Source organism: Streptomyces sp. NPDC056373 (assembly GCF_042262425.1).
Classification (GTDB): domain Bacteria; phylum Actinomycetota; class Actinomycetes; order Streptomycetales; family Streptomycetaceae; genus Streptomyces.
The window spans coordinates 1-23,412 of sequence record NZ_JBHJPX010000018.1; the positions used below are offsets into that span (position 1 = coordinate 1).

General features: G+C 72.7%; 23 protein-coding genes. 7 read left to right on the forward strand and 16 right to left on the reverse strand.

Features of this window, described 5'->3' with window-relative positions; all coding sequences use genetic code 11:
• Nucleotides 1-91: 91 nt before the first annotated feature.
• From ACFCXS_RS32145 to ACFCXS_RS32165, 5 genes are all read right to left on the reverse strand, one after another.
• Nucleotides 92-1,120 (reverse strand): LLM class flavin-dependent oxidoreductase, encoded by a 1,029-nt coding sequence (locus tag ACFCXS_RS32145; protein WP_376646875.1) that lies wholly within the window; start codon nucleotides 1,118-1,120, stop codon nucleotides 92-94.
• Nucleotides 1,121-1,200: 80 nt separating this feature from the next.
• Nucleotides 1,201-2,706: a metallophosphoesterase family protein gene (locus ACFCXS_RS32150; protein ID WP_376646876.1), complete on the reverse strand. Its 1,506-nt coding sequence runs from the start codon at nucleotides 2,704-2,706 to the stop codon at nucleotides 1,201-1,203.
• Nucleotides 2,707-2,752: 46 nt separating this feature from the next.
• Nucleotides 2,753-3,583 carry an MHYT domain-containing protein gene (locus ACFCXS_RS32155; protein WP_376646877.1) on the reverse strand — a complete coding sequence of 277 codons (831 nt, stop codon included), beginning with the start codon at nucleotides 3,581-3,583 and terminating at the stop codon, nucleotides 2,753-2,755.
• A gap of 146 nt (nucleotides 3,584-3,729) precedes the next feature.
• Nucleotides 3,730-4,485, reverse strand: a complete 756-nt coding sequence (locus tag ACFCXS_RS32160) for a dienelactone hydrolase family protein (protein WP_376646878.1) — start codon at nucleotides 4,483-4,485, stop codon at nucleotides 3,730-3,732.
• Between the two features lie 145 nt (nucleotides 4,486-4,630).
• A complete protein-coding gene (locus ACFCXS_RS32165; protein ID WP_376646879.1) occupies nucleotides 4,631-5,251 on the reverse strand; it encodes an L-threonylcarbamoyladenylate synthase in 621 nt (206 codons plus the stop codon).
• A 164-nt stretch (nucleotides 5,252-5,415) separates the two neighbouring features.
• On the opposite strand from ACFCXS_RS32165, the gene ACFCXS_RS32170 reads away from it, so the two are divergent.
• Nucleotides 5,416-6,906, forward strand: coding sequence for a helix-turn-helix domain-containing protein (locus tag ACFCXS_RS32170; protein WP_376646880.1), 1,491 nt, complete (start codon nucleotides 5,416-5,418; stop codon nucleotides 6,904-6,906).
• 230 nt (nucleotides 6,907-7,136) lie between these two features.
• Here ACFCXS_RS32170 and ACFCXS_RS32175 read toward each other — a convergent pair whose 3' ends face one another.
• The 6 genes from ACFCXS_RS32175 to ACFCXS_RS32200 are packed head-to-tail and all read right to left on the reverse strand — an operon-like array spanning nucleotide 7,137 to nucleotide 12,626.
• Nucleotides 7,137-8,363: a cytochrome P450 gene (locus ACFCXS_RS32175; protein ID WP_376646881.1), complete on the reverse strand. Its 1,227-nt coding sequence runs from the start codon at nucleotides 8,361-8,363 to the stop codon at nucleotides 7,137-7,139.
• Nucleotides 8,360-9,598 (reverse strand): cytochrome P450, encoded by a 1,239-nt coding sequence (locus ACFCXS_RS32180; RefSeq protein ID WP_376646882.1) that lies wholly within the window; start codon nucleotides 9,596-9,598, stop codon nucleotides 8,360-8,362. The genes ACFCXS_RS32175 and ACFCXS_RS32180 overlap by 4 nt, the downstream gene beginning before the upstream one ends.
• On the reverse strand, nucleotides 9,595-10,221 hold the full coding sequence (locus ACFCXS_RS32185) for an ATP/GTP-binding protein (RefSeq protein WP_376646883.1): 627 nt from the start codon (nucleotides 10,219-10,221) through the stop codon (nucleotides 9,595-9,597). Before ACFCXS_RS32185 ends, ACFCXS_RS32180 begins: the two co-directional genes overlap by 4 nt.
• On the reverse strand, nucleotides 10,193-10,555 hold the full coding sequence (locus tag ACFCXS_RS32190) for a DUF742 domain-containing protein (RefSeq protein WP_376646884.1): 363 nt from the start codon (nucleotides 10,553-10,555) through the stop codon (nucleotides 10,193-10,195). The genes ACFCXS_RS32185 and ACFCXS_RS32190 overlap by 29 nt, the downstream gene beginning before the upstream one ends.
• Entirely contained in the window at nucleotides 10,552-10,974 is a 423-nt protein-coding gene (locus ACFCXS_RS32195; RefSeq protein WP_376646885.1) for a roadblock/LC7 domain-containing protein, read from the reverse strand. The genes ACFCXS_RS32190 and ACFCXS_RS32195 overlap by 4 nt, the downstream gene beginning before the upstream one ends.
• A complete protein-coding gene (locus ACFCXS_RS32200) occupies nucleotides 10,971-12,626 on the reverse strand; it encodes an ATP-binding protein (RefSeq protein ID WP_376646886.1) in 1,656 nt (551 codons plus the stop codon). The genes ACFCXS_RS32195 and ACFCXS_RS32200 overlap by 4 nt, the downstream gene beginning before the upstream one ends.
• 422 nt (nucleotides 12,627-13,048) lie before the next feature.
• Between ACFCXS_RS32200 and ACFCXS_RS32205 the strand changes: the two genes are divergently transcribed.
• Nucleotides 13,049-14,932 (forward strand): serine/threonine-protein kinase, encoded by a 1,884-nt coding sequence (locus ACFCXS_RS32205; protein WP_376647028.1) that lies wholly within the window; start codon nucleotides 13,049-13,051, stop codon nucleotides 14,930-14,932.
• A 47-nt stretch (nucleotides 14,933-14,979) separates the two neighbouring features.
• Entirely contained in the window at nucleotides 14,980-15,660 is a 681-nt protein-coding gene (locus ACFCXS_RS32210) for a hypothetical protein (protein ID WP_376646887.1), read from the forward strand.
• A 75-nt stretch (nucleotides 15,661-15,735) separates the two neighbouring features.
• On the opposite strand, the gene ACFCXS_RS32215 is transcribed toward ACFCXS_RS32210, so the two are convergent.
• Nucleotides 15,736-16,392, reverse strand: a complete 657-nt coding sequence (locus ACFCXS_RS32215; protein WP_376646888.1) for a hypothetical protein — start codon at nucleotides 16,390-16,392, stop codon at nucleotides 15,736-15,738.
• 219 nt (nucleotides 16,393-16,611) lie between these two features.
• Between ACFCXS_RS32215 and ACFCXS_RS32220 the strand changes: the two genes are divergently transcribed.
• Nucleotides 16,612-18,270, forward strand: coding sequence for a catalase (locus ACFCXS_RS32220; protein WP_376646889.1), 1,659 nt, complete (start codon nucleotides 16,612-16,614; stop codon nucleotides 18,268-18,270).
• Nucleotides 18,271-18,274: 4 nt separating this feature from the next.
• Here the strand turns inward: ACFCXS_RS32220 and ACFCXS_RS32225 are convergent, their stop codons facing one another.
• Together ACFCXS_RS32225 and ACFCXS_RS32230 are read right to left on the reverse strand one after the other, a co-directional pair.
• Nucleotides 18,275-19,129: a fructosamine kinase family protein gene (locus tag ACFCXS_RS32225; protein WP_376646890.1), complete on the reverse strand. Its 855-nt coding sequence runs from the start codon at nucleotides 19,127-19,129 to the stop codon at nucleotides 18,275-18,277.
• Between the two features lie 12 nt (nucleotides 19,130-19,141).
• On the reverse strand, nucleotides 19,142-19,597 hold the full coding sequence (locus ACFCXS_RS32230) for a hypothetical protein (protein ID WP_376646891.1): 456 nt from the start codon (nucleotides 19,595-19,597) through the stop codon (nucleotides 19,142-19,144).
• A 214-nt stretch (nucleotides 19,598-19,811) separates the two neighbouring features.
• Here ACFCXS_RS32230 and ACFCXS_RS32235 point away from each other — a divergent pair, with 214 nt between their 5' ends.
• Nucleotides 19,812-20,135, forward strand: coding sequence for a hypothetical protein (locus ACFCXS_RS32235; RefSeq protein WP_344459559.1), 324 nt, complete (start codon nucleotides 19,812-19,814; stop codon nucleotides 20,133-20,135).
• Between the two features lie 15 nt (nucleotides 20,136-20,150).
• On the opposite strand, the gene ACFCXS_RS32240 is transcribed toward ACFCXS_RS32235, so the two are convergent.
• Both ACFCXS_RS32240 and ACFCXS_RS32245 read right to left on the reverse strand, forming a co-directional pair.
• Complete coding sequence (locus ACFCXS_RS32240; RefSeq protein WP_376646892.1) at nucleotides 20,151-20,684, reverse strand: hypothetical protein; 534 nt, start codon at nucleotides 20,682-20,684, stop codon at nucleotides 20,151-20,153.
• Complete coding sequence (locus ACFCXS_RS32245; RefSeq protein ID WP_376646893.1) at nucleotides 20,681-21,313, reverse strand: hypothetical protein; 633 nt, start codon at nucleotides 21,311-21,313, stop codon at nucleotides 20,681-20,683. The genes ACFCXS_RS32240 and ACFCXS_RS32245 overlap by 4 nt, the downstream gene beginning before the upstream one ends.
• A 312-nt stretch (nucleotides 21,314-21,625) precedes the next feature.
• On the opposite strand from ACFCXS_RS32245, the gene ACFCXS_RS32250 reads away from it, so the two are divergent.
• Both ACFCXS_RS32250 and ACFCXS_RS32255 read left to right on the forward strand, forming a co-directional pair.
• Nucleotides 21,626-22,153: a hypothetical protein gene (locus ACFCXS_RS32250; RefSeq protein WP_376646894.1), complete on the forward strand. Its 528-nt coding sequence runs from the start codon at nucleotides 21,626-21,628 to the stop codon at nucleotides 22,151-22,153.
• A 234-nt stretch (nucleotides 22,154-22,387) separates the two neighbouring features.
• The gene (locus ACFCXS_RS32255) at nucleotides 22,388-23,353 is read left to right on the forward strand and encodes an NAD-dependent epimerase/dehydratase family protein (protein ID WP_376646895.1); all 966 of its coding nucleotides are present in this window, start codon (nucleotides 22,388-22,390) and stop codon (nucleotides 23,351-23,353) included.
• Nucleotides 23,354-23,412: the final 59 nt, after the last annotated feature.

The window sequence follows — 23,412 nt, forward strand, 5'->3', positions numbered from 1 at the left end:
GTTCAGACGAAGGCCGCTTCCGTGTACGGCGGACACCGAACCGAGTGATCAAGTACGACGCACCGTTCGACGGCGCACGTTAAAGCCCAAGCTAGGAGCCCGCGTGCCAGCCGAGCGCCGGGCCCAGCTTTGTCGCCGTGTCGGTGAGGATCTGCACGTAGTCCTCGTGCTCGAAGGAGAACGGGAGGGCGAACGCCACCTCGTCCACCTCACGGAACGCGGCGTGCGCGTGCAGTCGTTCGGCGATCTCGGCCGAGGTGCCCACCAGGTCCGGTGCGAACAGCAGCCGCGCCGGGCCCTGTGGCGACGCCGTGCGGGGAGTGCGCTGGGCGGCGTACTCCTCGTAGCGGGCACGCTGGGCGGGCGAGGCGGAGTCCGTGGGGATGACGACCAGGCCCTGCGAGACGCGGGCGGCCTCGCCGTCGGGATGGGCGGCCCGGAACGCGCGGATCTGGGCGAGCTGGATCTCCGCGAAGTCGTGGGGGCCCTCGGGCTCTTCGGCTTTCACGACGCTGCTGGAGAGGAGGTTCATGCCGTGCTCGCCGGCCCACCGGGCCGACCGCAGGCTGCCACCGCCGTACCAGAGGCGGCGGCCCAGGCCGGGGGAGTGCGGCTGCACCCGGTCGGAGAAGACCTCGAAGCCCTCGACGCCGCTGAAGTCCGTCGCCGGCCTGCCCCGCACGAAGTCCAGCAGCCGCTCCACCCTGCCGTAGCCGAAGTCCTCGGCGTCGGCCGTGTCCGGGTACAGCGCGCCCTTGACCTGGTCGAAATGCATGGGCGGGCCCACGCTCACGCCCGGATTGAGGCGTCCGCCCGACAGCAGGTCGACGGTGGCCAGGTCCTCGGCCAGCCGCAGCGGGTTCTCCCACCCGAGCGGGATCACCGCCGTGCCCAGCTCGATACGGCGCGTGCGCTGGGACGCCGCCGACAGGACCGCGACAGGGGAGGAGATGCCGTGCTGCAGATGGCGGTGACGCACCCACGCGCTGTCGAAGCCGAGCCTCTCGCCCAGCTCGATGATCTCCAGGGTGGACTCGTGGCCCGGGCGTGGGTCCGCCGGGTCGAACAGCCCGATGGTCAGGAAGCCCAGCTTGCGCAGCGGTCGTGGGGTCGGCGGCACGAGCCCTCCATCTTTGAACCTTCAACGGCGTACGACCGTTCCAACCCGGCGGCGTCCCGCGCTGTTCCCGTTCCGCCCGGTCAGCGCAGCGGGATCAGCACCTCGTCCTCGACCGGCGGGGCGACCTCCTGGGCACGGTTGCCGGTCGCGGCGAAGCAGCGCAGCCGGACCGCCTCCGGGGAGACGTCCAGGCGCAGGAAGCTCTTGAAGAACGGCGGGTCGTACGTCGCCGAGCTCGGCGAGAACAACGACGTGTAGATCTTCCGCACGGGCAGTCTGAACCGTTTGGCCCGGTCGGGGCGGCGGCCGGTGCCGAGGAGTCCGGCGACCAGGCGGACGCGCCGGGTGACACGGGCCGGGGCGCCCGGGGTGCGGGTGGGCTTGACGCCGAGGCGCTCGGCGATCACGGCCGTCGCCTCGGCCTCGGTCAGCGTGAAGAAGCGGGGCATGCGCAACCGCCGGCCGTAGAGACGGCTGTAGAAGGCCAGGGAGTCGCCGCGCAGCGGGTAGCAGCGGAAGTCCTGTTCGGTGACGCCCGCGACGTCGACGCGCGGGATCGTGTGGGTGGCGTGCATGAACGCGCCGCCCCCGCCTGCGACGACGTACTGGAGCGTGCGGCCGTCGGCCAGCCGGACCGGGTAGCGCTGGTAGTTGTGGATGTCGCCGCCGATCGCCGCCACGAAGTGGTGCTCCGGGTCGCGGACGATGTCGTCGACGGTGCCGCCCCCGTCGATGGCGCAGGGCTCGCGCCGGCCGTCCACGCACAGAGGGGAGCCGGTGACCAGGATCTTCGGCCGGGACCCCCGGGACACCTCGCGCAGCCACGCGCCCTGCTCGGCGTCGAGGGTGCCGAGCAGGCCGGTGTCGATGCCGATGATCCGCAGCGGGCCGGCGTCGATCGCCCAGTACGGGCCCGGCTGGACGGCCTGCTGTTCCGGCGCGGCGCGCAACGCGCGTGCCTCGGCGAGGTGTCGCCCCGCGTCCGGACCCGGCCGGTGCCACAGCAGAGAGCGCAGCCAGGCCCGGGTGAGGGGCCGCGGCCGGGCCTCGGCCGGCAGGGGCGGGGCGTCGTCGCAGAAGACGCGCATGAAACCGCCGAGGTCCTCGTACCAGTCGTGGTTGCCCGGTATCGCGTAGATCGGCGCCCGGTAGTCCCGGTAGGGGCGGAAGAACTTGGTGCCGTAGTCGTCGGCGCTGCCCACCGGGTAGATCACGTCACTGGCCAGCACGGCGAAGCGGGTGTCGTGGCCGGTCTTGAGGAACCCCGGTACGACGGCGTATTGGGGATCGTCGCCCTCGCCGGTGTCACCGATGACCAGGAAGGAGAAGCGGTCCGGGTCGTCCCGGCGGATCACCTTGTCGGACGGCGCTCCGAGGGCCGCCCGCCGAGCCACCCACCGGCTGCGGGTCCGGCCGGTGGGATCCCCGAACCAGGAGGCCAGCACGCCGTTGCGGGCGAGCCACAGCATCCTCGGGCTCAGCCAGGAGATCTTCTCGGACTTCGGAGGCATCAACCGCCGGTACGCGCCCCGTTCGCCGGTGCCCCAGCCGGCGCCTTCGGCGGTATCGCGTGAGGAGTCGGACACCGGTGCACCGTAGCAATCGATCTTGCCCCGCCGTCGGGTGGGTCGCTCACCGCTCGCGCGTGGACGAGGCCGTGGTGCGCCACGACGGGCGGCGTGACGCCGTGGTGCCGGCGGCCGGCGTGTCCTGCCGTGCGGACGTCCGCTCGCCCAGCACCAGCAGCGGGTCGAACATCACCACGACCCCGGCCAGCAGCAGGAAGACCACCGGCCCCAGCAGCATCGGCAGCAGCAGGGACGTCGGCGACTCGCCCGCCCATGTCCCGCCGGTCGCGTCATGCACATGGACGCTGACGGCGGCCATGCCCGTGTAGTGCATCCCGGACACCGCCACGCCCATCACCAGGCTCGCGCCGAGGCTCATCAGGAACCCGCGGATGGTGACGGCCGACCACAGTGCGGCGGTCGCGGCCCCGACGGCGATCAGCACGGACAGTACGACGCCGGCCGGGTCGTAGCCCACGTCGCCGTTCAGCCGCAGCGCCGCCATGCCGAGGTAATGCATGCCCGCAACGCCCAGTCCGGTGACCGCGCCCGCGACCGCCAGCGTGACAGCGCTTGCGCCGCGGTGGCCGACGATGAACACGCCGACGCCCACCACGGCGACGGCCACGACGAGACTGAGCACCGTCGTGGCCGCGTCGTACCGGACCCGGGTCTCCTCCACATGGAAGCCGATCATGGCGATGAAGTGCATCGTCCAGATGCCGCACCCGATGGAGGCGGCACCTAACGCAAGCCAGCCCGTCTTCCACGACTGCGCGTTGAGCAGCGAGCGCACGATGCACCGCAGCCCCAGGGCCCCTCCCAGGCAGGCCATCAGATACGCCGCCACCGGGGTCACCGCGCCGTAGCGGAACCCGTCGACCGTGCCGTCCAAGAGTCAACTCCCCCCAGAGTCCTGACTGGTGTTCAGCAAGGTCTACGCGCAGGGATCACGGGAGAGCAAGCCCTTACCGCCGGTAGGCCGCCAACTCGTGTCACCAGGCAGGCGATTGAGGGGAGAATGTGTGCTTCGGCAGGTGGTCAGAACGTGCGCTTCAGCAGGTCCAGCAGCGCCGTCCAGTGCCGCTCGTCGCCCTCCTGGTGGTACGACGCGGTGTCGGCCTGCGTGAAGCCGTGCGGCGCGCCCGTGTACACCTCGCACCTGTGGCGCACGCCCGCCGCCGTCAGGGCCTCCTCCAGGCGCTCGATCTGCTCCTCGGGCAGGGAGTGGTCCTGGTCCGCGTGGCCGAAGTACAGCTCGGCGGTGACCTTGCCGGCCACCAGGTGGGGACTGTCCGCGGTGTCCGTGGCCAGCCGCCCGCCGTGGAAGCCGGCCGCCGCCGCGACCCGGTCCGGGTAGGTGCCCGCGGTGAGCAGCGAGAGGCGGGCGCCCATGCAGTAGCCGGTCAGCGCGACCGGACCGCCGGCCACCGCGGGCGACTCGGCCAGCCACCGCAGATACGCACCGGCGTCCCGCATCGCCCGCTCGTTCGTGAGGTCCTGCATGACCGGCACGATGCGCTCGAATATCTCCGGACGCGCCCCCGGGTCGATGAACTCGGGAAGGTCGAACAGGGGCGCGCGACCGTGCCGGTAGAACACGTTCGGCACCAGCACCGTGTAGCCCTCGGCGGCCAGCCGGTCCGCCATGGACCGCAGCTGCGGACGCAGCCCGAAGGCGTCCATGAACAGCAGCACCGCCGGGTGGGCGGCCCCGTCGGCGGGGTGGGCCAGATACGCGTCGGCGGTGCCGTCCTCGGTGGTGATGTCGACGGCGTTTCCCTGTACGGCGGTCATGGCTGGGCTGCCTCTCTGCGGGGGTGGGGGCCTGCAACCCGTCCGCGTGACCGGGCGGATCATGGTCATCGTGGCACGCCCGTCCCGGGGCATTTCGCCCACCCCCGGCACACGGTTGAACCGTGAAGGGCCTTTGGTACGCGCTTTACTCGAACCGTGAGGGGTCGCCCGCGCCGTGCCGCACGATCTCGGCCTCCCCGCCGGAGAAGTCGACGACCGTCGTCGGCTCGGTACCGCAGTCGCCGGAGTCGACCACCCCGTCCAGCACGTGGTCGAGCAGGTCCTTGATCTCCCAGCCCTGCGTCATCGGCTCGTCCTCACCGGGGAGCAGCAGGGTGCTGGACAGCAGCGGCTCGCCGAGTTCGGCGAGCAGGGCCTGGGTGACGACGTGGTCGGGGATGCGCACCCCGACCGTCTTCTTCTTGGGGTGCTGCAGCACGCGAGGCACCTCCTTCGTCGCGGGCAGGATGAACGTGTAGCTGCCGGGCGTCGACGCCTTGATCGCGCGGAACACGTCGTTGTCGATCCGCACGAACTGGCCGAGCTGGGCGAAGTCCTGGCACACGAGGGTGAAGTGGTGCCGGTCGTCCAGCTTGCGGATCGTGCGGATCCGGTCGATGCCGTCACGGCTGCCGATACGGCAGCCCAGTGCGTAGCAGGAGTCCGTGGGGTAGGCGACAAGAGCGTCGGCACGGATGCTGTCGGCGATCTGGCCGATGGTGCGGGCCTGCGGGTTGTCGGGGTGCACGTCGTAGTACTTCGCCATCCGCCGAGCTTATGCCGCCGGGGTGGGTCGGCGGCGCAGGAGGGGCCCGGGGACACCGGCCCCCGCCGCCCGATGTCCGGGCCGGGCAGAGCGCCCTGCGGACGTGAGGTAACGTCCCCGACCGGTGTGCCGCAGGCGGCACGAGGAGCGAGGGGAAGGCCCAGTTGGCTGGCCGAGAGGACGGGAACCGGCAGCACGCGGCGCAGGCCGGCGCGAGTCCGGCGTGGGCGGAGGAACTGCTCGAGCATCTGCGTCCGGCCGGGCGCGACGTCCGCAGAGTCGTCGCCTGGCTCGCCGGCACCGTGGGCGCGACCGTGGCCCTGCAGGACGCCGCCGGGCACCTCATCGCCGGAAACCGGCTCCCGCTCGACGATGGCCTGGTCGCGGACATCACCGCCGGCCGGATCGCCTCCGCGGCCTGGGAGAGCCGCGAGCGCCACCTGCGCCTGGTCAGGGTGGAGCACCCGTCCCACGCGTGCGTGCTGGCCGTCTCCCGGCCCGACCCCTTCGACCGGCGGGCCTCCGGCGTCGTCACGCACACCGCCCAGGTGATCGAGCTGCTGCTGACGGCGGGCGAGTCCACCGCGGCCGGGCACCGGCTGCGCCGGGCCACCTCCGATCTGCGCCTGGCGATCCTGCAACTGCTGATGGTCGAGGACACCATCGCCGCCCGCCGCGTCGCCGCCGGACTCTGGCCCGGGCTGCTCGACGCCGAGACGGCGTGCGTGTACGTCGTCGAATCCGCTCCCGACGTGCGCGACCGCGTCGCAGAGGAGTGCCTGGACAGGACCCGCGAGGACGCCCTGGTCGTGCGCTGCCCGGCCATGGACGGGCACGTCATCGTGGTCGGCCCCAGGGAGACCACGGGCGACGCCCTGCGGTCCCTCGTCGGCCGCCACCCGGACCTCTTCCTCGGCGGCAGCGTCCGCCAGAGCCTCGCCCAGACCGCCACCGCCTACGGGCAGGCCGTCAGCGCCCTGGCCGTGGCCCACTTCCGGCCCGACAAGACGGCCGTCTACGCCGAGCGCACCCACCCCGAACGCCTGATGGACCCGGTGGCGCTGCGCGGCTGGACCTCCCGCGTGCTGCGCCCGCTCGACACCCTGCCGCACCACACCCGCGCCGAACTGCTCGCCACCACCCGGCTCGGCCTGGAGTTCACCGCCGTCAACGCCGCCAAGGTCCTCGGCGTCAGCCGCAACACCGTCCGCGCCCGCATGGAACGCGTCGAGGCCCTGCTCGGCACCGACTTCGCCGACCTCACGGCCCGGGCCGTGGTCCACCTCGCGCTCAACACCCGGATCGGCCTGCCCGACGCACCGTCCGACGGCGCCGGGGAGCCGGACCTGCGGCTCGCCGACCTGCTGTCCGGCCCCGCCGTACGCACCTGGGGGCAGGACCTGCTGGGGCGGCTCGACGCCGACGCCCGCAATCCCCGCCGGACGCTGCGCGCCTGGATCGCCGTCGGCGGCAACGCCGAACGCGCCGCACAGACCCTGGGGGTGCACGCCCAGACCGTGCGCGAGCACGTCCGCAGCGCCGAACCCGTCCTGGAACGCCAACTGCTCGCCGCGGGCACCGACCTGTACGAGGTCGTCCTGGCTCACCTGACGGTGGGTGACCTCGACCTGCCGGTGCTGCGGAGCCCGGCGTGAGCCTGTTCGCCGCCGGGGCAACCGGTTGGCCGGATCGGGGCGGGACGAAACCGGGCCATCCGGACTCAGCTGTGCACGGGTGAGCCCCGCTGGGCGTGCAGCGGGCATCGACACGGTTCACAAGGCCTCGGACAGGGACGTAAGTTCAACTCACCGCGGGGGCACGACCGGAACGGGGGACCGGTCGCGCTCCCGCGCGCCGCCTTGTGCGACGGCATCCCTCCCGGGGGTCAGCCCCGCAGCCGCACCGGGATCTCCTGCCAGCCGAACGCGATGAACGACGGCACCTGCCGCAGGCCGTCGTCGCCGGCGGCCAGGCGCAGATCGGGGAACCGGTCGAACAGCGCCGGCAGCGCGGTGAGGGCTTCCAGCCGGGCCAGCGGCGCCCCGATGCAGCGGTGGACGCCGATTCCGAACGCCAGATGGTCGTCGGAGCCCCGCGAGGCGTCGAAGCGGTCCGCGTCCGGACCGTAGCGCTCGGGATCGAGCCCCGCGGCGGCGTACGTCGTGATGATGGCGTCGCCGGCCGGGATCGTCACCCCGCCGACCGCGAGGTCGGTGACGGCGAACCGCAGCGGCAGCGACGCGATCGACGGATGGGCGCGCAGCGTCTCGTCGACGACGGCGTCCCAGCCGATCTCCCCGGACCGGACGGCCGCCAGCTGCTCGGGACGGCGGAGCAGGGCGACCACCGCGTTGCCGATGAGGTTCACGGTGGTCTCGAAACCGGCCCCGATCACCAGCAGCAGCGTGTACAGCAGCTCTTCGTCGCTCAGCCGGTCACCGTCCTCGTCCCGGACCCGGATCAGCTCGGTCGTCATGTCGTCCCCGGGGTGCGCGGCCCGGTGGGCTATCAGCGCCGGCAGCACCGTCCCGATCTGCCGCTGCACGGACGCCGCGTGCTCCGGGCTCGGATCGGAGGTGTCCATGATGGCCGCGATGAGCCGGCCGGTGTCCTCCCGCAACTCGTCCGGTACACCCATGAGTTCGCAGATCATCCGCATCGGCAGCGGATGGGCGAACCCCTCCTTGACGTCCACGACCTCGCCGTCGGCGGCCTCCAGTGTGGCCAGCAGCTCGGCCGTGATCGCCTCCACCCTGGGCCGCATCGCCTCGGTCCGCCGGTGGGTGAAGCTGGGCGCGACCAGCCTGCGCAGCCGGGTGTGGTCCGGCCCGTACGTGGAGAGCATGTTCACCACACCGACCCAGCCCAGGATCCAGGCCCAGGACGGTTTTCCGGCGATCTCGGGCCACAGCCGCCAGTGCAGCCGCGGGTCCTTGCTCACCCGCGGGTCGAGGATGAGCTCCTTCAGCGTGTCGTAGCGCGTCGGCGCCCAGGCCGGGATGCCGCCGGGCAGCTCCACGGGCACGATCGGGCCGAAGGCACGCAGCCGGGCGCTCTCGGCGGCGATGTCGGCACCTGACGGGTCCAGGGCGATGCGGTCGGTCACGGTCACGGTCGTCCTCCAGGCTGGTCGGGGGAGCGGGGGCTGAAACGAACGGGCAGGGCCGTCAGCGAGCGGTGGAACGGACCGGGCCGCCACGTCAGGCGCTCGCGGGGCAGGACGGGTTCGAGGTCGGGCAGCCACTGGGTGAGCCGTTCGATCGCCTCGGTGGCGATGAGCAGGGTGTGCTGCTTGACCGGGCAGGTGTGCGGGCCCGCCGACCAGGACAGATGGGAGGCGTCCGACGGGTGACGCTCCGCGCCGCGCTCCTGCTCGGCCGCCTGGGCGAGCGCGCCGTAGGAGATCACCACCGGCACCGCGGCCCTGATCCACACGCCGTGCAGGGTGACCGGTGTACGGGCGTAGTGGATGCCGTAGTTGGCGAGCGGCGTCTCGTGGTGCAGGACCTCCAGCACCGCGTCCGTCACCGGGCGGGCGCCGCTGGTCAGCGTCGAGTAGTAGGCCGGATTGCCGAGGATCCTGGACAGCGCGTTGGACACCAGGTTGGCCGTGGGCTCGTGCCCCGCGCCGAGGGTGAGGAACACCTGCCACGTGACCTCCTCGGGGGTCAGGCCCGCCGGGTGGTCCAGCAGCCAGCTCGGCAGATCGTCGCCCCGCAGCTCGGTCTTGGCGGCGATCAGCTCCAGCACGTACCCGCCGAACTCGGCCTCCCCCTCGGCCGCCTGGGCGCCGCCCTCGATCAGTTTGCCCAGGGCCGCGTCGAGCCGGTCGCTCGCGCTGTCGGGCAGGCCGAACAGGCTGTTGAACACCAGCGCCATCAGCGGCCGGGTGAACTCGCCCACCAGATCCGCCTCGCCCCTCGGCCCGATCCGGCTCACCAGCAGGTGCACCGCGCGGTGCACCCGGGCGCGCAGATCGTGCGGTTCCACCAGATCGAAGGCGTCGATCAGCGAGGTGCGGTAGCGCAGGTGGGCGCCGCCGTCGGCGAACAGGGTGTTGGGACGCCAGCGCATCATGCCGAGCACCGGCGAGTCGTCGGGGACGGTCGCCTCCCACGGCCGGGGGTCGTGCGAGAACGTCTTCGTGTCGTGCAGCAGATCCAGCGCCGCTTGCCGGTCGGTGACGACGTAGGCCGGGACGCCGGGCGCGAGTTCCGCCCAGCCGACCGGGCCGTGAGCGCGCAGGGCGGCGTAGTAGCGGTGGGGATCGCGGGCGAAGCCGTCCTCCCAGAGGCGGACGGGCGCCGCGAGGGAGAAGGCCTGCTCGGCGGGGGAGGGGTGGGTCACCGGGACTCCGGGGGGTGGTGGTCGATCAGGTGCTGTACCAGCGCGAGCAGGGCGTCGACCGAGGAGTCCGCCTCCCGCGCGTCGCACGTGACCATGGGGGTCGTGGGCTCCAGGTCCAGGGCGGCGCGCAACTGCTCGGGAGTGTGGTGGCGGGGCGCGTCCGGGAAGGTGTTGAAAGCGACCGCGTAGGGCAGGCCCGACTCCTCCACCAGCCCCAGTACGTCGAACGAGGCGTCGATCCGGCGGGCGTCGACCAGCACGAGCGCGCCGAGCGCCCCGTAGGCGACGTCGTCCCACAGGGCCCGGAAGCGTTCCTGGCCGGGCGTGCCGAACAGGTACAGCACGACACCGCCCGGCAGGCTGATCCGGCCGAAGTCGATGGCGACCGTGGTGGTGGACTTGTCCCGTACCCCGGCGAGATCGTCGACCTGTGCGGACGCCTGCGAGAGGTGCTCCTCCGTGTGCAGCGGCCGGATCTCGGAGACGGAGCGGATCAGGGTCGTCTTGCCCACCCCGAACGGTCCCGTGATCAGGATCTTCACCAAGTCCTGGGCGCTGTCGGGCAGGTGGATGCGCGCACCCCCCGGCCCGGCGTCAACGGCGCTTGAGGTCGCGGAGGCCATCGGCCACTCTCTTCAGCAGGTCGGGGTCGAAGCGCCGGGCGGGCGGGATCGGCGCACGGGCCAGCACCAGGTCACGGTCGAGGAGGTCGGCGGCCAGGACCAGCACCGCGGAGACCGGCAGCCGCAGCAGGGCCGCGGCCTCCACCACCGTCAGCGAGCCGTACTCCAGCTCCTCCAGCAAAGCCGCGTGTGCGGCGGGCAGTTCGGCGGGGGCCGGCTCACCGCTGCCGGTGAGGACCGACAGCCGCTCCAGATGCGCACGGCTGGGCCGCGCCACCCCGCCGGTCGACAGGTACGCGGGAACCAGGGGACGGCCGCCTCGGCGGCCGGTCATGCCGGTGTGCCGCCGTCGGCGCCTCGGGGCCCGGCGGCCATCGCCTTCTCGCCCAGCCGCGCGACCTGTGAGTGCACCCGGTGGGCGAGCAGGTCCAGCCGCACCTCGGGATCGCCGTACGCGGCGACGCAGGTGCCGTGGTCCGTCGGCACGATCAGCACATAGCCGTGGTCCGACTCGATGACGACCTGCCGGATCTCCGCCCGGTCGGTGTCGGCGAACGCCGCCGCCGCGGTGCGGCACGCGCCCTGCACGGTGCTGGTGATGGCCGCGACCCGCTCGGCCGACGGCCGCGACAGGGCGTCGGTGTAGCCGGTGACGAGTCCGTCCCGGGTGAGCAGGGCGGCGGCCACGACGTGCGGCACGTCCAGGACCGGTTCGAGCACCCATGCCGTGTCCCCCGCTGCGCGGCTGGTCATCGAGCCGTTCCCCCTTCGTGTTCGGTGCTGTCGGTGTCCTCGGATGCCGCGTCGGCCGTGGTCGCGGCCGGGGCACCCTCAGGTACGGCTGGAACGGCTCCTGCGTTCGACCGCGCGGCGGTACGCGCCGCCGCGGTGCCGGACTGGAGGGCGCCGAGGGCGGCGGCGGACTCCTCGGGGCGGCGGGAACGGCGTGCCGGCGCGGGTTCGGCCGCAGCGGCGACGTCCGAGGCCGTGGCGCGCCCGCGGCGACGCCGCTGAGGGAGACCGCCGCTGTCCCGCGGTCCGTGGTGGCCGGGGACCGGGGCGTCGCCGCCCTGGTGCTGCTCCGTGCCGTAGCCGTGACCGTCGTCCGCGCCCGCGTCGCCTGCGTGGTCTGTGCCTGTGCCGGTGGTGAGCGGTTCGGCTCCGCGGGGCCCGGCTTCCGGCTCGAAGCCGTCGGGCGCGGCGCCCGGGGCGGGCTGCGGGTCGTGCGGCGGTACGACCGGCGCGGCGCGGGAGGGGTGCTGCGGGCCGGAAGGGCCCGGGACCGCACCGTGGGACGCGCCGGAACCGCTCTCCGCGTCCCGCACGGCCTCCCGCCGGGTCGATCGCGACGCACTGGCCGCCGGGGGCCGCTCTTTTGGGTTGATGCGCGTCAGCAGATGGCTGTCGACCCGCAGCACCGCCCGCACCCCGCCGTAGGGCGACGGGGAGGACAGGTCCACGCTCAGATCGAACTGCCGGGTCAGCTGCCCGACGGCCGCGAGCCCCATGCGCGGCGGATCGCCCAGCTCGGTCAGCAGGATCGGATCCGAACCGGCGACCATCCGCTGGGCACGGGCCCGCTCGTCCTGCGTCATGCCCAGACCGGCGTCGTCCACGGTGACGCAGACCCCGTGGTGGACCGCCTCGAGATGGACCAGCACGTCGGTGTCGGGCGCGGAATGCCGCAGCGCGTTGTCGAGGAGCTCGGCGACGATGATGGCGACCGGCTCGACGGCGTGGGAGACCAGTGCCGTACCGGCCGCGAGGTGGTTGTTGACCCGGACACGGCGGTACCCCGCGAGCCGGGCCTGACCGCCCGTCACCGCGTCCACGAGATGGGACTCCTCGCGGGCGAGCCCCACCCATGCACCGCACACCACCGCGGCGATCTGAGCGCGCCGCAGCGACTGCTCGTTCTCGTGGTCCAGTTCGAACAGGGTCTGCGTCAACTCGGGATCGTCATAGCGCTGTTGCAGCCCCCGAAGGGCGTCCTGCAGCCGGTACAGAGCCGCCTGGATCTCCCGGGTGGCCCCGCGCATCCCGGCCTGGGCCGCCGCGTCGATCCGGGTGCGCTGCGCGGCCAGTTCGGCGTGCAGCCCCTTCAGCACCTGCTCCAGGGCGCTCCCCAGGGGCGAGCCGGCCAGCTGCGGGTTCAGCGGCCCGGGCTCGCCGGCGTGGGGATGTGCGGACTGCCGGGCCGCCGCCGGCACCCGACGAACCGCCAGATGCTCGACCTCGGAGGTGAACGCCCGTGTCGTGCCGTCGAGTTGAGCCCGCAGCGCGGCCGTCTTCGCCCGCTGTGCGGCCAGGTGCCGCCGTGAGCGCAGCAGCCCGCCGCCAAGGGCGAACGCGGACAGTGTGCCGAGAGCGAGGGCGCCGACGGCCAGGTCCGGTACTTCGATCATCGAGTCGATTCCAGAAGGGAGTCGGGCAGGGCTGGGTCCGAGGTGCTCAGGCGAGCCACCCGCAGCACAGTACACACCGTCATCGACCGATCTCGCACGGTGGAGCGCCACTTCGTTCCGAAAGTGATCGCTTTCTGTGGGCTTCCGGGGTGACTGTCTGAAGTTGCGTGCGGGGGTGAGGAGTTGACGGGGCGCGCGGGTCCGGCCCTCCGATCCGGCCGCCACGCGGGTGCTGTAGCGGCAATGTGCTGAACAGGTGGTCACTGTCGTCACCATCATTTGAATTGACGTCGGTATCGACGGTTGCAGAACTGTGAAATTTCTCGCTGTATTGGATCTTTTGCCACTGGGAGAATTCCCCCTCGGTTGCCTCGTTCGAGGAGCCTCGGCGCAATTGAACAGCAGGGGGAAACGTGGCAGGAGTGGCCGGTCACGGCGGATGGGAAGTCGAACGGGGGGACGATTCCTGGACCGTTCCCGGGTATGTCGATCTGAAGAATCTGGGTAAGGGTGGGAACGGTCGGGTGGTGATCGCCCGACATGCCGCGACCAGCCGGAACGTCGCGATCAAGTACCTCGACAGGGAACTGTGTTCGAGGGAGGAATTTCGCACTGCCCTGCGGGAGGAAGCCCGGCTTCTCGGCGGCCTGACATCGCCTCATGTGACGCGACTGTACGAGTACGTGGAAGCCGACCAGGGTGCGGCCATCGTCATGGAACTGGTTTACGGTGCCGCACTCCGCACGCTGCTGAAGAAAGAGGGGCCCACGCACCCCGAGGCCGCACTCGTCGTGCTGAAAGGGTCCCTGCGCGGACTGGCCGCCGCACACGGAGTCGGCGTCGTGCACCGCGACTTCAAGCCGGAGAACGTACTGGTCGACTGGGACGGCCGGACCAAGCTGGTGGACTTCGGGATCTCGGCGCGCACCGGCGACCGCCACAACCTGTGCGGAACCTGGGCGTACATGCCCCCGGAGCAGTGGAAGCTGGGGGCGGCCACCCCCGCCGGTGATGTGTACGCGGCGACGGCCACCCTCTACGAGTGCCTGACCGGTGTGCGCCCGTTCGAAGGTCCGGAAGCACTCGACTTCCTGCGCCAGCACGTCGAGGAGCCGGTGCCGACGGACCGGTTGCCGGTTCAGGTACGCGGGCTGGTCCTGCACGGCATGGCCAAGGACCCGGCACTCCGTCCCGCCGGCGCTCTCGATTTCCTGCGGGAGCTGGAGTGGGTGGCCGAGAACGCGTACGGAGCCGACTGGGAGGAACGCGGCCAGAGCCGGCTGGCCGCGGTGGCGGCGGCCCTCGTGCCGCCGGCGATCGCACGCCTGGACGCTCGACTGGTGGGCTCCTCGGCCGAACTGGCCCGCACCGTGCTGACCGCACGGCGCCGCAAGCAACTGCGCAGGCGGGGCGATGTGCTCACCGGCGCGGCCGCCGTGGCGGTGGCGGCGCTGCTGAGCGCGATGCCGGGCGGCTGGGCGGGCGGGGCCGAAGCACCCGCCGGTGCGCACACCGAGGCCGTCACCAGGGTCGACGCCCCAAAGGACGCCGGCTCGACGAAGGAAACGCGGGGCAGCGAGCGTGACCACGCGCGGGAGGCGGCCGACGATTCCGACGGGGCGGGCACAGCGCCGGCCGACGGTGGCACCCGGTCCGGTTCGGGGTCCGGCGGTGAGGCCGGGAACAGCGGCCCGGGCCCCCGGAACCGGGCGGGTGATGCCGGCTCCGAGACGGAGAAGAGCGGTGGGCCCGGCGACACCGGAACCGACGCCGACGGGGGCACCGGCGTGGAGAACGACACCGGCCCCGGTCACACCGACCCCAGCGACATCGATCCCGGCGAAACGAACCCTGACGACGACGAGAGCCCCGGCGAACTGCCCGACGAGACGCGCGACAGGGGCCCCGACGAGGACCAGGGCCCCGGCACAGGAGTCACGGGCGAGCCCGGGCCCGGGCAGGGCGGCTCCGGTACCGGAGGGGACACCACCCCGCGCCCGGGGCACGGCCACGCCGACCCGGGTACCGGCGGCGGTGATCCCGGGGCGGCGGGCGGCCCCGGGTCCGACAAGGTCACGGCGCCGGTCGGTGACGGCAACACCGGCACCGGCCCCAGTACCGGCACCGGTTCGTCCGGCAGCCCGGCCCAGGGCTCCGGCACGCCGTCCCTCAACGCAACCAGCCAGAACAGCACCGACTCCGGCGCCTCTGCAGGCGGCAGCGGCACCGGCCCGGGTTCGGCAGGGACATCGGCGGTGACCCCGCGGCAGGGGACTCCGGTGGCCGTGGAGGGTGAGCCCGGCTGATGCCGGTCCGGCCGAGTGTCGATGAGCGAGCCGAACGGAGGGCGAGGATGACGGACCGCGGCGAGCGCCCGGTCGTGCCGTGGGACTCAGGGGAGCCGGGCCTGCAGCCGACCTTGCAGGATCCGGATGTGCAACCGACCATCAGGGACGTCGTCGACGCGACCTACGTTCCGACCGCCCTCGACGCCCACTGGACGAGTACCGAGCCGGCGTCCGCGCCCGAGTCCGAAGTCCTGCACTTCGGACCTGGCGTCCCGCCCCTGGGGCTGACGGACACCGCCGTCGACGTCTGGGACAGCACGGGGAAGCGCGTGAGCCGGAGAACGCCCCGCCGCCGGTCCCAGGGGTTGCGCAGATACGGCCTGGCGGCGGCCGTCCTGGTGATCGTGCTGGCCTGGTTGCTCTGGCAACGGCAGACGGGGGACCTGCGGATCACCCAGGTTACGGCGCGAGCGAGCAGCGTCCTCGGGTGCGACGGAACGGCCGAGGTGGTCGCGGTGGTGCACACCGACGGATCGGCCGGCGCGTTCACCTACGAGTGGAACCGCAGTGACGGCACTTCCTCGGGGCCGCGCGAGGAGCGGTTGGGCAAGGGGCAGGAGGAGACGCGTCTGCGCCTGCTGTGGACCTTCCACGGCAAGGGCACCAACCAGGCGACGGCGTGGCTGGTCATCAAGTCCCCCAGCAGGCACACGGCGTCCGCGTCCTTCGCCTACACCTGCCGTTGATCCGGCCCGGTCGGTGGGGGGCGGACAAGGCTGGCGGCGCGCACGCCTCGACGGCGGCTGAGGCTCACCGGGCCCTCAAGGGCCCGGACCCCGCGCGGGTCCGGGTCCTTCTCCGTCCCGGAGCCGGAAGACCTCGCCGACCCGTTCGGCCAGTTCGTCCTCCGTGCGCGTGCCGTCCACCGTGAGGGAGGGGAGCCCCAGGCGTCCGGTCTCCTCGCGCAGCCGCTCGGTGAACAGGGCGTCCCGCACGGCGAGGTTGTCCTCCGCCCGCCCGGGATCGCCGGTCCGCTGCGTGAACCTTCCCCCGGGGGTGGCGCGGCTCGCGAACGCGACCTGGCGGAAGTCCGGTGTGGGCAGCAGCCAGACCGCGTGTCCGGGCTCGGTGAGCAGGGGCTTCACCAGGTGCGGCAGCAGCCGGAACCCCTCGACGACCACGGGTGTGTCTCCGGGCAGTCGCGCGAGATCTTCGACGATCAGGCCGAAGGCCTCGCCCCGGAACCAGTGGAACGTCTCGAGCATGGTCTCGGGGGACCGGTCGACCCACCGCTCGTCCAGGTCCATGGCCAGGAACGCGTGCAGGAAGGGCGCCTCCTCGGCGGTGGTCCGGCGCGCGTGCTCCGCCATCGCGTCGTCCGTCGCGTAGAGGCGCCAGCCGTGCCGGTCGGCGAGACGGCGGGCGATCGTGGACTTGCCCGCGCCGCTGCCGCCCCCGATCCAGTAGACGTTCCGCATCGCGCTCCCTCTCTCGCGGCTCTGCCGTCGGTGCCGGCAGCCACCATGCCATCCCTCGTACGGCGGCCCTCGTCCGTGCCGCCGAAGGCACCGGACGGGGCCTGTGGCACGTGAGTGACCGCGTCGTCCGGGTACCCGGCACGTCCCGCCAGGACCGGCCGGGCGGACCCTCGCGGCTCCGGCCCGGCCGGCGGTCACGAGCCGAAGGAGCCCACGCATATGACGGACGTTTCCGGCACCGGTCCCGCACCGGGCGACGACCGCGAGGTACTCACCGACCGCCAGGGCCATCCGGTCTACGACAACCAGAACCAGCGCACCGTCGGCGCCAGGGGCCCCGCGACGCTGGAGAACTACCAGTTCCTGGAGAAGATCAGCCACTTCGACCGGGAACGCATCCCCGAACGGGTCGTGCACGCCCGCGGCGTCACCGCCTACGGCCATTTCGAGGCCTACGGCACCTGGGGTGACGAGCCGGTCAGCCGCTACACCCGGGCCAAGCTGTTCCAGGAGCGGGGCAAGCGCACGGACGTGGCCGTCCGCTTCTCCACGGTGATCGGCGGCCGTGACTCCTCCGAGGCCGCGCGCGACCCGCGTGGTTTCGCCGTCAAGTTCTACACCGAGGACGGCAACTGGGACCTGGTCGGCAACAACCTGGGCGTCTTCTTCATCCGCGACGCCATCAAGTTCCCGGACGTCATCCACGCCCTCAAGCCCGACCCGGTGACCTTCGAGCAGCAGCCGAACCGCATCTTCGACTTCATGTCGCAGACGCCCGAGGCCATGCACATGCTGGTCAACCTGTTCAGCCCGCGCGGCATCCCCGCCGACTACCGCCACATGCAGGGCTTCGGCGTCAACACCTACAAGTGGGTCAACGCCGACGGCGACACCAAGCTCGTCAAGTACCACTGGATGCCCAGGCAGGGCGTGCGCAGCATGACCGAGGAGGACGCCGCCAACGTCCAGGCCGACACGCTCGGTCACGCCACCAAGGACCTGTACGAGGCCGTCGCCCGCGGAGACCACCCGGAGTGGGAGCTGCTCGTCCAGATGATGGACGACCACGACCACCCCGAGCTCGACTTCGACCCCCTGGACGACACCAAGACCTGGCCCGAGCAGGACTTCCCGCCGCGACCGGTGGGCCGGATGGTGCTCGACCGGATGCCCAAGGACTTCTTCGCCGAGAACGAGCAGATCTCCTTCGGTACCGGCGTACTCGTGGACGGCCTGGACTTCTCCGACGACAAGATGCTCATCGGCCGGACCTTCTCCTACAGCGACACCCAGCGCTACCGGGTCGGCCCGAACTACCTGCAGCTGCCCGTCAACCAGGCGAAGAGCGCCGAGGTGCGCACCAACCAGCGCGACGGCCAGATGGCCCACCACGTGGACGGCGGAGGAGAGAACCCGCAGGTCAACTATGAGCCGTCCATCACCGGTGGCCTGCGCGAGGCCCGCTACCCGGCGCACGACGAGCAGGGGCCCGAGATCCGTGGCCGGCTCACCCGCAAGCGCATCCCCCGCACCAACGACTATCTCCAGGCCGGTCAGCGCTATCTGCTGCTGGAGGACTGGGAACGCGACGACCTGGTGAAGAACTTCATCGGTCAACTGTCCCAGTGCGAACGGGCGATCCAGGAGCGCATGGTCTGGCACTTCCTGCTGGTCGAGAACGACCTCGGCCTGCGGGTCGGCGAAGGGCTGGGCATCGGCCCCGAGGACGTGGCGGAACTGCAGCCGCTGGCGGGCCAGGACCTCACGGACGAGGACCGCGAGCGCCTGGCCGACCTCGGCGGCAACAAGCCGCGCGACGTCGAGGGCCTCACCATGACCCACTGCGTCCCCGACGAACGGCACGTCGTGACCCGCTGACGAGTCATCCGTCCAGGGCCGTACGGGCCGCGGTGAGGGCCTGTTCCGCGTAGCCCCGGCCGAACAGCACGGCGTGCACCAGCAGCGGGAACAGCTGGTGCACGCCGACCCGTCCGGTCCAGCCGTCCGCGAGCGGCGCGACCTCCTGGTAGCCGTCCAGCACCCGCTCCAGGTGGGGGCAGCCGAACAGCCGCAGCATCGCCAGGTCCGTCTCCCGGTGCCCGCCGTGCGCGGCCGGGTCGATCAGCCGGACGTGCCCGTCGGCCGCCCACAGCACGTTGCCGCTCCACAGGTCGCCGTGCAGCCGCGCGGGCGGCTCGGCGGGCCCGGCCAGCGCAGGCAGTCGCTCGCACAGCCGCTCGACGACGGCCGCCTCCCGCGGCCGGAGCGTGCCCTCGTCGACCGACCGCCGCAGATACGGCAGCACGCGCTGCCCGGCGTACCAGCGCGCCCAGTCGGTACCGGGCTCGTTGCGCATCGGCGCCGGCCCGATGTACGCGTCCACCGGGCCGCCCGGCGGCGCCGCCCCGAAGGCCGGTGCCCCGGCGGCGTGCAGCGCCGCGAGGTCCCGCCCGAACCGCACCGCGGCAGCGGGGTCCGCTCGCCCCTGCGGAACCCGGTCGATGACCAGCCAGCCGTCCTCATGCCCGTGCACCACCGGCACCCGTACGCTCCCGGCAGCGGCCAGCCACCGCAGCCCCGCCGCCTCGGCCCGGGCCGCCCCCGGCGCGTCGGACCGCTTGACGACCACGACCCGCCCGTCGTCGAGGGCGATTTCGGCGAGATGCCCCGACAGCCGCCTCTCGCCGCTGACCGCCCGCCCGGTGAGCCGGGCCGCCACATCGGAACGGACGGTCATACGAACCCCTTCTCAGCTTCCGGAACCGCAGTCCACATCGAGCAACTGGATCGTCCGCGTCGCGTCGAGATCGACATACGCGGTGAACTCCGCCTTGCCGGAGCCACCGTTCCAGTAGGTGCTCACGGTCGCCCAGCCGACCCGCGCGGACTGGGCCGTGGTGACCGGGCCGATGTCGATCGACGCCGGGACGTTCTGCGCGCACAGCAGGACGTCGGACTCCGGGTTGTCGGCCACCTTCTCCTTGAGCTGCGGCGAGATGCCGTACTTGCGGGCGAAGTCGCCCGGCCCGTGCTCCCCGTAGAAGTCCTCCAGGAAGGTGTGGATCTCCTGTGCGGTGTAGCGGTCGTCGGCCTCCGTGGCCGTCGCGGCGGCCGCCGGGACCGCTGCGGCCGCGATGCCGAGGGCGGCGACGCAGCCGACGGCGAAAACGCTCCAGCGGTTCGGGCGCGAGGCGGTGCGGAACATTCTGGATACCCCCGTTGTGGTCACTTCTCCATGTTCCCGGGACGTTCGCCCGGGAAGCCGATCGCAGGAGTAGACCTGCCGTATGCGGCGGCCGTTGTACCGCACTTGACCGCTGTTTCGATTCCGCGACATTCGCCACGCGCCGGTCACGCGGGACGGTGAAATACCGCCGCCGGGCGACAGAAGCGGCGTCCGCCGGGGGAGCAGTCGGGTCATGACGAGTACACCGTTCCAGCGCACCATCGCCCTTCCGGCCCCCGTGTGCGAACAAGCCGCCCAGCATCTGGAGCAGGCCGCGCAGCGGGCCGTCGACGGGGCCGCGATCCCCCTGAAGGCGTTCCGTGAGGCCGCCGACAACGACTTCACCCTGCCGGTCCCGGTCGTGGAGCAGGCGGCGGCCTGTCTGCTGGTCCTCGCCACCGAGACCGCCCAGACCGTCCGCCCGTCCGCCCTGCGCGCCACCATCAGCGTCGCGCTGCGGCTGCGCGATGCCGTGCAGCTCGCCCACCAGCCCGCCCTCAGCAGCAGGTTCTGGTGAGCGGACGCCGGTTGCTCAGCCCCCGCGGAAGGCGACCTCGACCTGCCTGTGACGCAGCGCCTCCAGCGTGGTGTGCTGCCTGTGGGCCCGTTCGATGAGCTCGTCGAGGTGCCGCCGGTCGAGACGTTCGTCCGTGGCGGCCAGATCGCGCAGCGTCTCCCAGCCGGCCAGCTTGCCCTCCACCCCGAGCGCCAGCGCCTCCAGCTCCCACAGAGTGCTCAGCGCAGAGCGCCGTACCAGGCTGCCATTGCTCTTCAGCCGCCCCACCTGTTCGGCCGCCCGGCCCGCGTAGACCTTGTAGCGGCGTACCGGGACGTCCAGGCGCCGCATGAGATGGAGCAGTGCCATCCGGTCGTCTGCGATCTCTTCGGCGACCGGGGCGAGCGCGTCGGCGAGCGCCGAGCCGCCGCACGAGCGCAGCAGGTAGCGCGCCCGCGCGGTCCCGGCGGTGGCACCGGCGAGATGGTCGTTGAGGTAGATGCCCAGCAGGGACATGTCGGTGGCCGGGGCACGCTCGGCGCCCGGCGAGTCCGCTCGCTGTTCCGTCATGACGCGACTCCTGTCGTACTCCGGCCCTGCTCCACGGTCACCGTCGTGGTGACCCGTACGAGACAGGGAGGGCGGGGTGTCGAGCCGGTCCCGAAGCGCACCGGGGGCTCCACCGGGGCGAGGGCGCCGAGGCTCTCGCCCGCGCAGGTCACGGTGGCCGAGGTGACCGGGCGCAGATCCCGGGCGCCGTACCACTGGTGCCGTCCGGCCCGGGCGCCGGCGTGGGTGTGTGCGCCCAGCAGCAGGCGGGCGGGCCGGTCCCACAGCGCGATCCAGCCCGGCCGCACGGCCAGGCGCCCCGGGACCGCCCGCAGCACAAGGCCCGGCAGGTTCCGGCGGCCGGTGCTGAACTCCAGGTTCAGCGGCGGCGCGGTGACGGTCCAGTGCCGGCGGCCGGTGACGCTCACCTCCACCGGTACGACCCGTACCTCGTCGAAGACGTAGGTGCCGGCGACGAACTCCGCCGTCCCGGCCGTCGGTGCCAGCAGCAGCCGATGTCCGTCGGCCCCCTCGACCATCACGTCACTGAAGGGACCGAACGGCGACCGGGGCCAGTGGCCGAGCACCACGCGGACGCCGGACGTCGTGCCGACCCCTGCGATCCAGCCGTCGAAACGCAGCGAACGCACCGGCGGCCGGACACCGACGCACCGGGCCCGACCTGCGGATCCGGGTCCACGGGAGAACACGCGGGCCGGGTGCCCGGCACCTGTACGGCGAAACGACCGCGACCGCCGCGCACGACGGCGGCTCGACGACGGGGTCGAGGCGCCGCGCGCAGCGCCGGCGCCGATGCCGACGCACAGGACGACGCCCGGCCCTCCGGGCGATGTGGCCGAGGCCACGTGCCGGACGAGGTCCCGATCACGTCCGGAGGCGGGAAGCGGCGGCTACCGTCTACGACCAGATCCCCGCCCCCCCTTCCTTCGGACGGCCCGGCAGTGCACGCAGATCTCTCCCCCGTCATCGCGGCGACCGCCCAGTGGCTCACCCGCGCCTTCCCCGCCTCCGGCGGCGCGCTGGCCGCCGCCCTGTGCGAGGTGCAGGCCCGGCAGGCGGTGACCGTCGCGGCCTGGCTCCGGTACCCGACGGCGATGGACGCCGCCCTGCTCGGCATGGCCGGCCCTGGCGGCTCCGAGAGGCTCGACCGGGTCACCGGCGCCGACGCCGTCCTCGGCGACGACGTGGACGCACAGGCCTGGCGCACCTGGGTGGACGAGGTCGTTGCCAGCTGGGCGGCCGGTCTGCTCACCGACCCGCAGCTGGCGGCACGGGCGGTGGCCGCACTCGCCGACGGCAGTCACAGCACCGGCGCACCGGCCGAGTTCCGCCGGCTCGTCGCCCCCGACGACGGCGACCGGACAGCCGCCGCGCTGTTGCGACACCCCGACCTGCTCGCCCCCGTCGCAGGCCTGCACCGGGACCAGCTCCTCGACCGCCTGAACCCGGGCCGCACGCTGATCGCCTGACCGTCCGGGCCGCACGCTGATCGCCCGACGCCCGAGTGCAACGCGCTGACCTGCGAGGACAACCTCCCGGTCGCGCCTGTCACCCTCGGTGACTCACCGGTTCGCCGTACGCGGCCGTGCCGTGCCCGTACGGCCGTCGGAGGCTGGGCGTGAGCTCGACGGCCCTCCGGCCCCTTCGCCGGCCGGAGCGCGACCGTCGTGCCTCGCGTCGCCGCCGACGGAGGAGAGACCGACATGAGCACCGCCCTCTCACGGGCCTGGGAGCACGCCGTCGTCACCGGTGGCGCCGGGTTCGTCGGCTCCTATCTGTGCGCCGCCCTCCTGGACGCGGGCGCGGCCGTCACCTGCGTCGACGACTTCAGCACCGGTCGGCCCGAGAACCTGTCGCCGCTGCTCGAACGGCCCGGTTTCACGCTCGTCCAGGCCGACGTGTCCGAGGGGCTGCGGGTCAAACAGCCGCCGGACCTCGTGCTGCACTTCGCCTCCCCGGCGTCCCCGGCGGACTACCTGCGTCTCCCGCTGCACACCCTGGAGACCGGCAGCCTCGGCACCCGCCACGTCCTGGAGCTCGCGCACTCCGCCGGCGCCCGCTACGTCCTCGCCTCGACCTCCGAGGTCTACGGCGACCCGCAGCAGAACCCCCAGGACGAGCGCTACTGGGGCAACGTCAACCCCGTCGGACCGCGCAGCGTCTACGACGAGGCCAAACGCTTCGGCGAGGCACTGACCACCGCCCACGCCGAGACCGAGGGCACCGACACCTGCATCGTGCGGCTGTTCAACACCTACGGCCCCCGCATGCGCGGCCACGACGGGCGCGCGGTGCCGACCTTCGTACGGCAGGCCCTGGCCGGCGAGCCCCTCACCGTGACCGGCGACGGCCGCCAGACCCGGTCGCTGTGCTTCGTCGACGACACCGTGCGCGGCATCCTCGCCGCCGCCGCCCACGGCATGCGCGGCCCCGTCAACATCGGCAACCCGACCGAGATCACCATGCTCGACCTGGCCCGCCTGGTCGTCGACCTCGCCGAGTCCTCCTCCGAGATCCGCTACGTCGAACGCCCCGCGGACGACCCTGCCGTGCGCTGCCCGGACATCACGCTGGCCCGCGACAAGCTCGGCTGGGAACCACAGGTGCGCGCCGAGGAGGGGCTGCGGCGCACGATCGCCTCTTTCCGCGAGGCCGGCACCGAGGAGTGAACCCGCCCGGGCACCCCGCACCGCCGCGCCCCCGGTGTCTCCCGACCGCCGAAAGGCCC